The organism is Neobacillus sp. B4I6 (assembly GCF_050434045.1).
GTDB lineage: Bacteria > Bacillota > Bacilli > Bacillales > Cytobacillaceae > Neobacillus.
This window is the reverse complement of record NZ_JBNPWB010000002.1, coordinates 530,575-544,305: the sequence shown is the minus strand read 5'-3', so window position 1 is coordinate 544,305 and position 13,731 is coordinate 530,575. Positions and strand designations below refer to the sequence as shown.

At 37.1% G+C, this 13,731-nt stretch carries 13 protein-coding genes and 1 other annotated feature; all 13 genes read right to left on the bottom strand.

The window, feature by feature from the left end:
• Positions 1 to 37: 37 nt before the first annotated feature.
• The 13 genes from dnaG to yqfC all read right to left on the bottom strand — a co-directional run bounded on the left by dnaG (position 38) and on the right by yqfC (position 13,661).
• On the bottom strand, positions 38 to 1,846 hold the full coding sequence (gene dnaG, locus QF028_RS04490) for a DNA primase (RefSeq protein WP_429464359.1): 1,809 nt from the start codon (positions 1,844 to 1,846) through the stop codon (positions 38 to 40).
• Between the two features lie 567 nt (positions 1,847 to 2,413).
• Complete coding sequence (locus QF028_RS04485) at positions 2,414 to 3,223, bottom strand: pyruvate, water dikinase regulatory protein (protein ID WP_214998481.1); 810 nt, start codon at positions 3,221 to 3,223, stop codon at positions 2,414 to 2,416.
• A 37-nt stretch (positions 3,224 to 3,260) separates the two neighbouring features.
• A complete protein-coding gene (locus tag QF028_RS04480; RefSeq protein WP_088089014.1) occupies positions 3,261 to 3,893 on the bottom strand; it encodes a helix-turn-helix transcriptional regulator in 633 nt (210 codons plus the stop codon).
• 113 nt (positions 3,894 to 4,006) lie between these two features.
• Positions 4,007 to 5,389, bottom strand: a complete 1,383-nt coding sequence (locus QF028_RS04475) for a glycine--tRNA ligase (RefSeq protein WP_168245108.1) — start codon at positions 5,387 to 5,389, stop codon at positions 4,007 to 4,009.
• Positions 5,390 to 5,453: 64 nt separating this feature from the next.
• Positions 5,454 to 5,637 (bottom strand) — a binding site (T-box leader).
• A 50-nt stretch (positions 5,638 to 5,687) separates the two neighbouring features.
• Complete coding sequence (gene recO, locus QF028_RS04470; RefSeq protein ID WP_214731515.1) at positions 5,688 to 6,440, bottom strand: DNA repair protein RecO; 753 nt, start codon at positions 6,438 to 6,440, stop codon at positions 5,688 to 5,690.
• 34 nt (positions 6,441 to 6,474) lie between these two features.
• On the bottom strand, positions 6,475 to 6,618 hold the full coding sequence (locus QF028_RS04465; protein WP_066257674.1) for a YqzL family protein: 144 nt from the start codon (positions 6,616 to 6,618) through the stop codon (positions 6,475 to 6,477).
• Between the two features lie 191 nt (positions 6,619 to 6,809).
• Entirely contained in the window at positions 6,810 to 7,733 is a 924-nt protein-coding gene (gene era, locus QF028_RS04460; RefSeq protein WP_214731518.1) for a GTPase Era, read from the bottom strand.
• 273 nt (positions 7,734 to 8,006) lie between these two features.
• On the bottom strand, positions 8,007 to 8,384 hold the full coding sequence (locus QF028_RS04455) for a diacylglycerol kinase family protein (protein WP_429464358.1): 378 nt from the start codon (positions 8,382 to 8,384) through the stop codon (positions 8,007 to 8,009).
• A complete protein-coding gene (gene ybeY, locus QF028_RS04450; protein ID WP_088089019.1) occupies positions 8,368 to 8,838 on the bottom strand; it encodes an rRNA maturation RNase YbeY in 471 nt (156 codons plus the stop codon). The genes QF028_RS04455 and ybeY overlap by 17 nt, the downstream gene beginning before the upstream one ends.
• A complete protein-coding gene (locus QF028_RS04445) occupies positions 8,835 to 11,006 on the bottom strand; it encodes an HD family phosphohydrolase (protein ID WP_429464357.1) in 2,172 nt (723 codons plus the stop codon). The genes ybeY and QF028_RS04445 overlap by 4 nt, the downstream gene beginning before the upstream one ends.
• Before the next feature lie 194 nt (positions 11,007 to 11,200).
• Positions 11,201 to 12,172 carry a PhoH family protein gene (locus tag QF028_RS04440; RefSeq protein WP_168245114.1) on the bottom strand — a complete coding sequence of 324 codons (972 nt, stop codon included), beginning with the start codon at positions 12,170 to 12,172 and terminating at the stop codon, positions 11,201 to 11,203.
• Positions 12,169 to 13,362, bottom strand: a complete 1,194-nt coding sequence (gene yqfD / locus QF028_RS04435; RefSeq protein ID WP_429464356.1) for a sporulation protein YqfD — start codon at positions 13,360 to 13,362, stop codon at positions 12,169 to 12,171. The genes QF028_RS04440 and yqfD overlap by 4 nt, the downstream gene beginning before the upstream one ends.
• Positions 13,359 to 13,661 (bottom strand): sporulation protein YqfC, encoded by a 303-nt coding sequence (gene yqfC / locus QF028_RS04430; RefSeq protein ID WP_168245116.1) that lies wholly within the window; start codon positions 13,659 to 13,661, stop codon positions 13,359 to 13,361. Before yqfC ends, yqfD begins: the two co-directional genes overlap by 4 nt.
• Positions 13,662 to 13,731: the final 70 nt, after the last annotated feature.

Below are 13,731 nucleotides of genomic sequence, written 5' to 3'. Positions count from 1 at the left end.
CCCCCTCCTTCCAGAATCAAAGACAGTAAAATGGAATCTATAGAGATTTACGCAATTGAATAATTTCCATTGCAATTGCAGCAGCTTTACCAAGATCACTTTGTCGCTCTGCTTCTTTTTGTTCCACTTCTTTTTCTTTTATCTTTAACAATTTTTGATAATTCAACACCTGTTTGATATAATCAGTTAATTCTTGATTGCTTAATTCGTCATTTATGGACATCATTTCAATATTAGCAACCATTCTTCTAAGATTGTCATCATGAATATAGGATAAAAATGCACTTGAATCAGGTTGGAAATGATCCTCATAAAATCCTAACAGATAGGTTATTATTGCCTGATGTTCATCAATATTAAACGTGTTTCCTTGTAATAAATCCTGAACTTTATAAGCAACATCTCGATCTTTTAGCATGTGTGCGATTAATCGCCTTTCTGCTGTGTAATGCGCTGGCTTGAGTTCACTTACTTTCTTAGGAATTAAAATAGGTTTATCAACAGGTTGGTTTTTTCCGGTTGTTTTTCTTTTATCAGCGAAGAAAATTTGCTTTTGCTGCTGTTTCAATGCATCTAATGAGAGTGAAAATTCTGCTGCAAGTTGCCGCAAATAATGATCTCTTTCAACCGCTTTATTCAAATTGCTGATTTCTTTAATTATCACTTCGATATATGCAAGCCTATCTCCTTCTAGCTGAAGATTTTTACCTCTGCGAAAGTAAAGAAATTTAAACGCCATCCATGTTAAGCCGGCTGCGATAACCTCATTTCGGAATTTCTCAGGACCGTTCTTTTTAATGTATTCATCGGGGTCCATGCCGTCTGGCATCATCGCTACCTTTATTTGAAAGCCAGCATTGTTAAGATGGTTCCCCGCTCGAAAAGCAGCTTCAATTCCTGCCTTATCTGAATCGTAACAGATGGTTACGGATTGGACACTTTGCCTTAAAAGGGCTATATGTTCATCTGTCAAGGATGTCCCCATTGTGGCAATGCCATTTTCCACACCCGAGCGATCTGCGGAAATTACATCGGCAAATCCCTCAAATAAAACAGCATATTGCAATTTTTTTAAACTTGGCTTCGCATTATGATAATTATATAAAATTTTACTTTTATTAAAGATTGGCGTTTCAGGACTATTTAGATATTTGGGCTCTTCGGCCCCGAGTGATCTGCCTGAAAAAGCAATCGTATTACCATTTCGGTCAAAAATCGGAAACATTATTCGATCCCTAAATCGATCGAAATAAGTCCCATCCCTTTCACGTTTGATAATTAATCCGGCTTTCTCCATCCATTCAGGTAGGAAATCTCTTTTAGATAGAAATTTATAAACAAAATCCCATGAATTTAGGGAATACCCAATTTGAAACTTATCAATCGATTCGCGAGTAAATCCCCTGCTCAGCAGATACTCTAAAGCCTGCCCGCCTTCTTTTGTATTTACAAGCAAGTGATGGTAAAATTTCTGTAACAGCTCATGAGCCCCTAAAAAAGCTTGGTGCTCTTGAGAAACCTTTTTCTCGCCTTGTCCCCCAGATAAATTAATTTCAAGGTCGATATTTACCTTCGAAGCTAGTTTAATGGCAGCTTCCTGAAATGAAATCCCTTCAAGTTCCATTAAAAAAGAAAAAACATTACCGCCAGCGCCACAGCCAAAACAATGGAAAATTTGTTTATCAATTGATACTGAAAATGATGGGGTACTTTCTCCATGGAATGGACATAATCCGAAGTAATTTCGCCCCTGTTTTTTCAGTTGAACATAATCGCTGATTACTTCGACAATATCAACAGCCTGACGAATTTGATTAATCTTTTCTTCGGCAATACGCTCTGCCATGAAAACAACTCCATTTGTACTATCAGGTATTCGGCAGGCAATCTTTAAATTCCTGCAAATTTCGACAAAATTTTTGTTAATTTTGTCATAAATTTTGAACGATCTTCAGTTTGGAAGGATTTAGGGCCTCTCCCTTCCCAGCGTCAACTTATTTCCTCTTCCTATGTAGATTTTTCTTCATTCATATGGAGACGGAGGAAGCATCAAAAAGATCACGGACGCTAAACTTGGATCCTATTTCGACAATCTCTGCCCAGTGGGCATGAATCTGCATCGACATAAATAGTCGGATTGCCTTCTACATTAGTATTAATTCTACATCTCTCCGCATATTCCTTCTTTAACAAATAACTTTTGTAAAAGGATTTATGTCGAATTCTTTTTAGGGGGTCCCCTTGACATCTAACAATAAATAGTTTATTCGTTCACAAGCAAGTCTAAACCTAAAAAGATATATTTTTATCACAATTTTTTATTATAGTACATTTATTATCATTTTACCATAACTTTTTATCATTATTATTCCACTTTCTATCAGAAGAAAACACATAATCAAATGATTATGTGTTAAGGTCTCCCTTTATGAATATAATTTAGGATAACATTTGCTGTTTCTTCAACTGCTTTATTGGTTACATCAATAACGGGACAACTTATTTTCTCCACTACTTTTTCAAAAAAGATTAACTCCGCTTTAATCCGTTCAATATTGGCATAACTTGCCTTATCATTTAATCCTAAGGAAATTAATCGTTCTCGTCTGATATTGTTTAACTTTTCAGGACTTATTTTTAAACCGAAGCATTTCTCGATCGGAACCCTATATAGTTCTTCTGGCGGATCCACTTCAGGTACCAGCGGGACATTAGCAACCTTTAAACGTTTATGGGCTAAGTACTGGGAAAGTGGTGTCTTTGAAGTTCTTGAAACGCCAATTAGGACAATATCTGCTTTTAGGATTCCTCTTGGGTCACGGCCATCATCATATTTTACGGCAAATTCAATCGCTTCTACTTTTTTAAAATAATCCTCATCAAGTTTTCGAACAAGTCCTGGTTCACATAAAGGTGTCTTCCCACTGAAAGCTTGAATCTTGTCCATTATTGGACCAATTAAATCGACTGCCAGAATCCCTTCTTGTTCCGCTCTTTCCTTGATATAGGTACGCATTTCAGGTTTGACAAGCGTAAATGCAATCATAGCTTTATCCAGTAAAACAAGTGAAAGAACTTCATCAATATGTTCCTGGTCCTCTACATAGGGAAATCTTTTTAAATTCATTCCAGAGCCATTAAACTGGCTTATTGCTGCTTTGGTAACTAATTCAGCCGTTTCCCCCACTGAATCAGATACAACATAAATAATTGGTACACCCATTCTCCCTACACAACCCCTCTACAAGTTAACTTGTGACTTACTCATCACCCAGTCCAACAAACGCTTTTGTAATGTTTGTTTTCGTTAATCTACCGATAACCTCATATCCATTTTCTGATTTTCGAACCACTGGCAGGGCATCAATTTGTTTTTCAATTAATTTTTTGGCGATATCGATTAATAAATCGTCCCGTTCACACATAGTTATATTCGGCATTCTAGTCATAATAATATTGACAGGAATGGTGGAAAGCTCTTGTTTGCCTATACTTGCTCTGAGCAAATCTTTTCTGGACAACACCCCAACAAGGATGGTATTTTGATCCACTACAAATAATGTTCCCACATCTTCAAGGAACATGGTACAGATCGCATCATATACAGAAATATTTTCATTCACCACAATAGGGATGGATTGATAATCTTTCACATATATTTTTTGTAAATTTTCAGTTAACAGCTGTGTCCCAGATTTACCCGTATAAAAATAACCCACACGCGGTCTTGCATCTAAAAAGCCAGCCATTGTTAAAATTGCCAGATCTGGCCTTAATGTTGCTCTAGTCAAACTTAATTGATCGGCAATATGCTCTCCGGTAATCGGCCCATTTTCTTTTACAATTTGTAAAATATGTTCTTGCCGTTTGGTCAGTTCGATTGTACACACCACCTTTGTATGACATCATGAAGGGTTACCCACAACCTTCTAAAAGTCATACTTTATTAGGAATATTATATACTATGGAATGTATTAAGAAAACTCGCCAATTGGCGAGTTTTCCATTAAAACGTCATCTTTTCTTGCAAAAAGCTAACAAGTTCACTTACTGGGATCCGTTTTTGTTCCATTGTATCCCGGTCTCGAACAGTAACCATATTGTCTTCTTTAGAGTCAAAATCATAAGTGATACAAAAAGGTGTACCAATTTCATCATGACGACGATAGCGTTTCCCAATGGAACCTGATTCGTCATAATCCACTGAAAAGTGCTTCGCTAAAGCAGCAAAAACTTCTCGTGCTTCTTCAGACAGCTTCTTCGATAATGGAAGGACTGCCGCCTTAAATGGGGCTAGAGCAGGGTGGAAATGCATGACCGTTCTAGATGTACCATCTTCAAGCTGTTCTTCATCATAGGCATCAATCAAGAATGCTAACGTAACCCGATCCGCTCCTAAGGAAGGTTCAATACAGAATGGGACATACTTTTCATTTGTTTCAGGGTCAAGATAATGGAAATCTTCACCGGAATACTCCATATGCTGCTTCAAGTCATAATCTGTTCTTGAAGCGACACCCCAAAGTTCCCCCCAACCAAACGGGAACTTAAATTCAAAATCAGTAGTCGCATTACTATAATGGGATAGTTCATCTTCAGAGTGATCTCGTAGCCTTAGATTTTCTTTGGTAAGACCTAAGGACATTAACCAGTCTTCAGCAAATTGTTTCCAATAATCAAACCATTTAAGTTCTTCACCAGGCTTACAGAAAAATTCAAGTTCCATTTGTTCAAACTCTCTTGTCCTGAATGTAAAATTCCCCGGAGTAATTTCATTTCGGAAACTCTTTCCTATTTGAGCAATTCCAAACGGCATTTTCTTTCTCATCGTACGCTGAACATTTTTAAAGTTAACAAAAATACCTTGGGCCGTTTCAGGACGAAGGAAAATTTCATTCGTACTTGATTCTGTTACCCCTTGGAAGGTTTTAAACATTAAGTTGAACTGACGGATACCAGTAAAATCATGACTGCCACAGTCCGGGCATGCGATATTGTGTTCTTTAACCAGTTCTTCCATTTTTTCAAATGGTAAGCCGTCGACAATCATTTCAATGCCTTTTTCATCTAGTGCATTTTCAATTAATTTATCCGCGCGATGGCGTGCTTTACAATTTTTACAATCAATCATTGGGTCATTAAAGTTCCCAATATGCCCTGATGCTTCCCAAGTACGAGGATTCATCAGAATACTTGCATCTAAGCCAACATTATAAGGCGACTCTTGAACAAACTTTTTCCACCATGCCTGTTTAATATTGTTTTTAAATTCAACGCCTAGCGGGCCGTAATCCCAAGTATTTGCAAGTCCTCCGTAAATCTCTGAACCTGGAAAAATAAATCCTCTGTGTTTTGCATGTGAGACGATTTGTTCCATTGTTACATTCATTGAAATTGCTCCTTTTAATAAATTTTATTCAAACAAAAAAACTCTCGTTCCTATGCTTGTTAAGCATAGGGACGAGAGTTACCCGCGGTTCCACCCTATTTGCTGCAAAAAACAGCCTCTTTAATCGTGTTAATAAACACAAAGTTTGCTCAGGAACGCCTTCCTTAGTGCCCTATACCCTAGCTTCCACCACCCTAGGTTCGCTTTTATAGAGATGACTAAGTACTCTTCTCCGTCAATGCAAATATTTTATTAATGAAAATAATAACGAAAACTCCAAACATTGTCAACAGTGTGCTTATAAGAGATTTCTGAATTTATCCATGGAATTAAGAAACTTTTTTGTTTTGAGATGAAGTCCCGAATACTCTTCATAGTAAGAAGTAATAACATTCTTAAGTTCAGCCTTAGTCTCTTCTTTAACAGAAATATTTCCTAACCTTGAAAGATCAAAATAATAAAATAGCCTTAATAATTTAATCGTACTCGGTGTTAATTTGAAATGGTACGGATCTTTATCCAGACAACGATGACAGATAAGCCCACCTTCACGAATGGAAAAAGAAAAATGTCCGTCTGTACTGCCGCAAACGGAACATTGATTTAAGATTGGGTTTAATCCCAATACATTTAACATTTTCATCTCATAAATATTCATGAGAATATCCGGGTCATAGCCCTCATTCAAATAATTCAATGTTTGATAGAGCAATTCAAAATGAAAAGGGTTTGGTTTTTTTTCTTCCGTGCATTTATCGGTTAACTCGACAATATAACTAGCATAGGCAGTTAAAAAAATGTCTTCACCAATCGATCTTAAGGATGTAGCCGTTTCACCCTGTTGCATGCTTCCTAAACCAGATCCTCTAGTAATTAGAAAATAACCATGTGTAAAAAGTTGTGTAATGGAGGAAAGGCGGCTGTTTGGCTTTTTTGCACCACGCGCCATCACACCAATCTTTCCCCATTCCCTTGTATATATTGTCACTATTTTATTTGTTTCACCATAATCTGTTGTTCTAATAACGATGCCTTCACACTTCTGAAGCATTATTGTCACCTTCTAAAGTAGCACGAAGACAAACTTATGAAACGGGAAAATCGATTTGTGCTAGCTCATCATTCAGATTTCCGGGTATTTCTTGGTTTTCCTTCTCAAGTTCTTTAATGAGAAGATATGTGTCAATATTACCTGTTTGGAGGAATACTTTCCACGTAAAATCCATCATCGAAAACCCCACCTTTCATATTTAGACTAGCTTTCATTCGGTCCCAAACCTTACAATTATCATAGCCTGCCAGCGCAAAAATCATAAGACGAAATATTTGTTAATGTTGTCCATGCATAATTTGAAATAATCGGTAATATTTTAGTTAGGGTTATTAGAAAAGCTGAAACGCCTTGGTCGGCCATTATTAATCAATATTCATCCTCATTGAAGCCATAATCTCGCAGCTGGGACATCTTATTGCGCCAATCTTTTTGAACTTTTACCCATAGCTCTAAATATACTTTTGACCCTAGTAGATTTTCAATATCAACTCGTGCACGTTTGCCTATTTCTTTTAACATGCTGCCTTGCTTACCAATAATAATTCCTTTTTGTGAATCACGTTCGACAATGACGGTTGCCATGACATCAATAATTTCTTTACCCTCTCTCCGCTCCATTTTGTCAAGAACCACAGCTAAAGAGTGGGGAATTTCCTCCCGTGTTAAGTGGAGTGCTTTTTCCCTTATTAACTCGGTAATAATAAACCGTTCTGGGTGATCTGTGACCTGGTCTGCTGGATAGTATTGTGGTCCCTCCGGCAAGAAGGACTTAATCTGTCCTAACAATGGCTCCACATTGTTTCCTTCAAGCGCAGATATTGGGACAATTTCTTTAAAAGGGTATTTTTCTTTATAGGATTCAATAATCGGCAATAATTTATCAGGATGAACTTGATCAATTTTATTAATTACAAGAAAGATTGGCGTATTAACTGTTTGGAATTTTTCAAGAATAAATTCTTCACCACGTCCAAATCCTTCTTCAGCATTTACCATAAATAAAATCAAATCAACTTCTTTTAGCGTATTTACAGCAACCTTCATCATAAAATCGCCTAATTTGTGCTTGGGTTTATGGATACCTGGTGTATCTATAAAAATCATCTGGGCATCATTTACTGTTAACACACCTTGGATTTTGTTACGAGTTGTTTGTGCTTTATCACTCATTATGGCAATTTTTTGGCCAATCACGCGATTAAGAAACGTGGATTTACCTACATTTGGCCGGCCAATAATCGAAATAAAACCTGACTTGTATCCTTTGCTTCCGTTGTCATTATTCAGCATATAGATCCTCCTGTTATGAAGGAACTTGCCTTTTTTGTTTCTTTAATTAGTTGATCGATGTTCACTAGTGTTCTTCCCTTCCAGCAGGAATCTGCTGTTTCTTTATTTTACCTCAAAATTGATTGAAAATCATTAGGTTGAAGCAAAAAATTTATAAAAATTAGAATTTTCTCACAAATCAGCAAGTCTTAATTATTTTGCTGATAAGTTATTTTACCTAATCCAGTATCCCATTTCAAATGATGGTAAATAAACTCTATTCAGCTTAATTTTTTAAAGCTTTTGTATGTAGGGTAAAAATATTAATAGGCCAATTACAACCGATAGAACGGTATAAACTAACACCGCTCCTGCTGCCATATCCTTCGCTTGTTTTGCTAATGGATGATACTCTTGTGTAACTAGATCGACAACTCGTTCGATTGCGGTATTGACTAATTCCAATGCAAACATTCCCGCAATAGCAAACAGGATGATTATCCATTCAGTCTTTGTAATGGAAATATAATAAGAGACGAGTACAACAAGAATGGAGCAAAAGAAATGGAACCGCATATTTTTCTCTGACTTCAGGGCCACTAAAATCCCGGCGATTGCATTTGAAAATGTACCCAACCATGACTGCTGTGATCGTTTATCGTTTGAGTCCATACTCGTCTAATATTTCCTTTTGCAATGTGAACATTTCTTTTTCCTCTTCATCGGTCATATGATCATAACCAAGGAGATGAAGGAAACCATGTACAGCTAGAAATCCAAGCTCACGTATAAAAGAATGTCCATATTCTTCTGCTTGCTCGATTGCTTTTGGTATAGAGATAATAATATCCCCCAAGACACGAGGCATATCAACCCCTACCAGCTCCACCTCACCTTCCCCAAGCTCTTCCATTGCAAACGAAATAACATCCGTAGGCTTGTCTTTATCGCGGTATTCCCTGTTGATCTCCTGTATTCTATCATTTGAAACAAATGTTACTGAAACTTCGCTATGCTCTTCAACATCCTGTTTTCTAGCCGCAAAGGTAAGGATCCTTTCGATTTCAAGCATTTGTTCTTCTGTCAGTTTTTCCGTTTCGTCGATACAATCAATTAGTAATGTCATGCTTGCTTCACCTTCTTTATCATTTCTGGATATTCAATTCTGGAGTGAAAAATCCCCTTTAAAGTCTCACATAAAGCTTCAGATACGGTTTCAATTTCTCTCATTGTGATATCACATTCATTTAATTGTCCATCTTGAAGACGATCAGCAACGATTTTTTTAACCAGTGATTCTATTAATTCTGGCGTAGGCTGGGATAATGAGCGGACTGCCGCCTCGACACTATCTGCTATACCAACCACCGCAGACTCTTTTGTTTTTGCCTTTGGACCAGGATAACGATAATCCTCTTCCTTTACTTCAGTTTCACCTTGGGTTGCCTTATGATAAAAGAATTTTAGCAAGGTTGTCCCGTGATGCTGTTCAGCGATATCGATAATTTCTTTTGGCATATGGTACTTCTTTAAAATATTAGAGCCATCTGTTACATGGGCAATAATAATGTTTGCACTTTTATCTGGCGGCAGACGATCATGAGGATTTTCTAGATGCATCTGATTCTCGATATAAAAATTCGGACGTCGTGTTTTACCAATATCATGGTAATAGCTGCCCACTCTTGCTAAAAGTCCATTTGCACCGATTGCTTCACATGCAGATTCCGCTAAATTAGCAACCATCACACTATGGTGATATGTACCAGGTGCTTCCATCAATATTTTTCTTAATAGTGGATGGTTTGGATTGGATAGTTCAATCAGCCTCATCGTCGACAGAATGCCAAAACTCGCCTCAAAAAAAGGCAGTAATCCAATCGTTAGCACAGCAGAACCTATACCTGAAACAAGAGCAGTGGTTATATAATATCCATACTCCATACCAGAAAATTGGCCATTTGGAAGAAACATTAACGCCAAAATAGACAAAATATTTACGATTGCCGCAAACGAGCCAGCCTGCAAGATTTTTGAACGCTGGTTTTGGTTACTAAGAAACAAAATTCCTGCTAAGGCACTGAATAGGATGTAAATCCCCTCTGAAAAATTTAGTGTTCCTGTAATTCCCTCGTTAAATAAAATACTTCCGCATACCGCCATAATAATCGACATAAGAATGGCAAGCTTTTCATCAATCAAGATCTTAATTAACATTCCCCCTAAAGCTGCAGGGAAAAGATAGCCAATTCCGGCAAAATTAAAAATTTGCAGCATGCTGATTATTTTCATAATAAAGATTGAAAGTATGAAAACAATCCCATACAACAACAAGTCTGTCTGTCTCTTTCCTGGAATTGATTTTATTTGGTAAAAATAAAAATAGATTGAAGACAGAATAATGGTAATCAAAACCATTAATCCAATAAAAGGCTTAAAGGATCTCTCATTATCAAGAAGGCCGACTAATTTTAACTGTCTATAAATATCCTGGTTGATTAATTCTCCTTCTTCAACAATAATTTGACCCTGAAGAATTTTGGCAGGCTCCACACTTTCTACCGCTTGCTGTCGCAGCTCTTCTGTTGCATTGGGATCATAAAATTCATTTTGAATAACAGCATACCTGCCGAGTTCAATGACACCATTTCTTAAATTATCATTTAGAGTTGTATATTTTAATTCTTCCTCCACTCTTTTTTTGGCATTCTCTACTTCATCAGCAGAAATCCGTTGGGCCATAACATTGTTAATCGCAGTAACAGTTAAATCCTTCGCGATCGATAATTCATCATTACTAGCTTGGACTAAGGCCGTAAAAACCTGGTCAGAAAGCCCCTTTGACACATTCGATGTTAATTTTGCCTTTAACCTGATCACTTTTTCAGAATCACTAGGTTCCGTTTTTGCTGGTTTTTCTTCTGGGGCCAGTTCTTCAAACTTCTTGATTTCTGCATTTATTTCATCATTCACTTCTGTAACTGCTTGAAAAATGGAGCTAATTAAATCGACCCGATTTTGCGTATACTCTTTTTTCAAGGCATACACATCCTGTACTTGGTCAAGAGCATCCCTACGCTTATTTTCAGTACTTTTCTTATCCTCCACTGTTCCAGGGGAACGGATAGTTTTTTCTGCTACTGAAAACAGGCTTAAATCCAACTTTTCAGGTTTTACATTACTATACATCGCTGCAAATAATACGGTACCTAACATGATAAAAAAGAGAACTAGAAAAAAAGTGATATCTAGCAGTTTGCGTATCCGTATGAAGTATTGCTGTAGTTTACCCAACTAAATCCCTCCAACCACGGCCCATGAAAATGATTTTATATTAAAAAAATCATTTCTCAAAAATTGTCATATTTTCACTGTTCCTGCTTTATGTAAAATGATAACAGTTTTTCGAAGAAGTTTCACCTTCTTTGGAAGAAGATTGGTTTGAAGTTCACTTTTCCATACCAAAAAGAGGTAAACCACAAATAGGTTTACCCCTCTTGATTCGCTTTGTTCTCGTATGCCTCAATAATTCTGCCAACAAGCGGATGACGAACCACGTCAGTTGTTTCTAAAAAGACAAAGGAAATGCCCTTTACATTTTTTAAAATTCCTTCGGCTGCAATTAAGCCTGATTTTGCACCTTTTGGCAAATCGATCTGTGTTTGATCACCCGTAATGACCATTTTTGACCCAAAGCCAAGTCTTGTCAAAAACATTTTCATTTGTGCATGGGTTGTGTTTTGGGCCTCATCCAGTATAACAAAAGCATCATCTAATGTTCGACCTCTCATATAGGCGAGCGGAGCAATTTCAATGGTTCCTCGTTCAATTAACCTTTGCGTATGTTCAGCCCCAAGCACATCATGGAGAGCATCATATAGAGGTCGCAGATATGGGTCTACCTTTTCTTTTAAATCACCTGGAAGAAACCCAAGACTTTCGCCTGCCTCAACAGCAGGCCTTGTTAAAAGTATTTTATTCACTTGCCCATTTTTGAGTGCGCCCACGGCCATGACAACAGCAAGATATGTTTTCCCGGTTCCGGCAGGGCCAATCCCAAATACTAGATCTGTTTTTTTAATTGCTGTTACATATTCTCTTTGTCCAAGCGTCTTGATCCGAATGGTTTTACCTTTAACATTTTTGCCAATTTCTTCTTCATATAAATTCACAAAATATTCAAGTGTCCCTGCGTTCGCCATTTGAACCGCGTATAGGACGTCTCTTTGACTAATATTAATTCCCTTTCGAATCACAATCATTAATTTATTTAATATTTGTCCGGCCAGATTTACATTTTCCTCATCACCGGATAAACTGACACCTTCACCCCGAGTAATGATGGTAACATCAAGCTCTTGTTCAATAATTTTTAAATTGGTATCAGAATTCCCTAGCAAACTAATTGCTTCTGCAGGATTTTCAAGTTGTACATTTATGGTAGTTAACTTTTCTGTCATTCACTAGTCTCCTTGGAAATCGGTTGTCCGACTGCAATATTTTCAATTACCTTAAAATGAATATCCAGTATAACTTTACCATTTTTAATTGCTTTGTGTAAAATTTTTTCATCTTTTATCATAGCATCTTCATCTAACCGACCTTTTATTTGTTTTTTTGCCAGCTCAATTGCAATTTGTTGGGCCTCTTTATTTGAATAGGTACGCTGAACTTCTTCCCGCTCGCGAAGGGTTTTGTTGAGATAAGAAATTGGCAATTCCCACTTTAGGAAATGAATTTTATGAACATTCATTTCGGTTTCATATTTCAAGAATTCAGGCTTACCAAAGCCCCAAACAGGGAGTTCGAAATCCCCCAGTAAAATAAAATGTTTTTCCTTTTCTTTGCCATTATATACTTTAAAGTTGGTTACTAACGGGAGCTCCACATGACTTTTATACCAAGTTTCTCCCCAAACCTCTCCTTTGGCCGCAACCAATTCCGGAGTACCTTCTTGCCCAAATTCACCTGAAACGAGTAATTGCCCCGGCACCACATGATCATTAATTTCTACCATTTTTTGGCCATTTTCAATATACATATTTACGATTATCGCTTTCTTTTTTGCGATAAGGTTCCTCGGTGATAATTGCTCTGGCTTTTTTGGCTCATTTTTCTCGACAACTTGAAGGTGGAAGGTTGTCCCTTTTAATTCCACTCCTACCCATGTTAGATCCCCAACATTATTTGTCAGTTGCCTTTGAATACCTTCCACATTATCTACAAATAATTGCAACTTTCCAATCTTAACACCCATCTTGTCCAATTCTTTACGAATTTGATATTCTGTCGCTGGTTTTGCCCCTTTTATTTCAATCCCCCAAATAACATTGGATAAAACCATTAAGATAAGCAAGAAAATTCCTGCCCCCGCTAAAAAGCCACTATTTTTAAGCACTCTCTTAATTAAAAAAGGCACTCCGCTCCTTCGCAGGAAGGAAATGGAGCATTCACTTTTCCTTGCATAGTGTCTGATGTTCTTGGCATCTCTAAGTCTCATCTTAAAAGTAATTGTTTCTGTTCCATGCCGTTTGACATGCCAAATATGAAGTCCATTCCTGGTAAGGACATTTAAAAAGCGTTCAATACCCTTTCCTGATACTTTAACAGTAACCCTGCCATATAAAAATTCGACCCACTGGTTATTCATTTTGTTCCTCCCGGATTATCAGTTATATAAATGACCTGTTCAATTTTCCCTTCGAGCAAAATTTCTTCAGGTAAAATCGTTTTAATTACAAAATATTTACCTTTTATTAACAACTGCCCTTGCTTTAATAGCAGACGGAGTTCTTTATCAGTAAACACAAGCAAGCCGCGATGGTTCTCAATATATATATGAATTTGCCCAACCATCGTAATGCGGGGTAAATCCATCATGACATCTTGAGGAAGATCCATTTTTTCAGCCATCCAGTTACGGACCCGTTGGCCCCATTTTTTCGCCATAAAAAAAGAACCCCCTTTCATCTCATATTTATGAAATGAAAGGAGGTTCTAGCACACCTTTTTCTATTTA

Bases quoted from the DNA above. Each gene is read 5' to 3' on its own strand.
- QF028_RS04440 (WP_168245114.1), bottom strand. From the start codon at position 12,172: ATGACAGAAAAGTTAACTACCATAAATGTACAACTTGAAAATCCTGCA.
- yqfD (WP_429464356.1), bottom strand. From the start codon at position 13,362: ATGAATAACCAGTGGGTCGAATTTTTATATGGCAGGGTTACTGTTAAA.
- QF028_RS04485 (WP_214998481.1), bottom strand. From the start codon at position 3,223: ATGGGTGTACCAATTATTTATGTTGTATCTGATTCAGTGGGGGAAACG.
- QF028_RS04455 (WP_429464358.1), bottom strand. From the start codon at position 8,384: ATGGACTCAAACGATAAACGATCACAGCAGTCATGGTTGGGTACATTT.
- QF028_RS04465 (WP_066257674.1), bottom strand. From the start codon at position 6,618: ATGATGGATTTTACGTGGAAAGTATTCCTCCAAACAGGTAATATTGAC.
- QF028_RS04475 (WP_168245108.1), bottom strand. From the start codon at position 5,389: ATGAATGTAACAATGGAACAAATCGTCTCACATGCAAAACACAGAGGA.
- era (WP_214731518.1), bottom strand. From the start codon at position 7,733: ATGCTGAATAATGACAACGGAAGCAAAGGATACAAGTCAGGTTTTATT.
- dnaG (WP_429464359.1), bottom strand. From the start codon at position 1,846: ATGGCAGAGCGTATTGCCGAAGAAAAGATTAATCAAATTCGTCAGGCT.
- ybeY (WP_088089019.1), bottom strand. From the start codon at position 8,838: ATGACATTACTAATTGATTGTATCGACGAAACGGAAAAACTGACAGAA.
- yqfC (WP_168245116.1), bottom strand. From the start codon at position 13,661: ATGGCGAAAAAATGGGGCCAACGGGTCCGTAACTGGATGGCTGAAAAA.
- recO (WP_214731515.1), bottom strand. From the start codon at position 6,440: ATGCTTCAGAAGTGTGAAGGCATCGTTATTAGAACAACAGATTATGGT.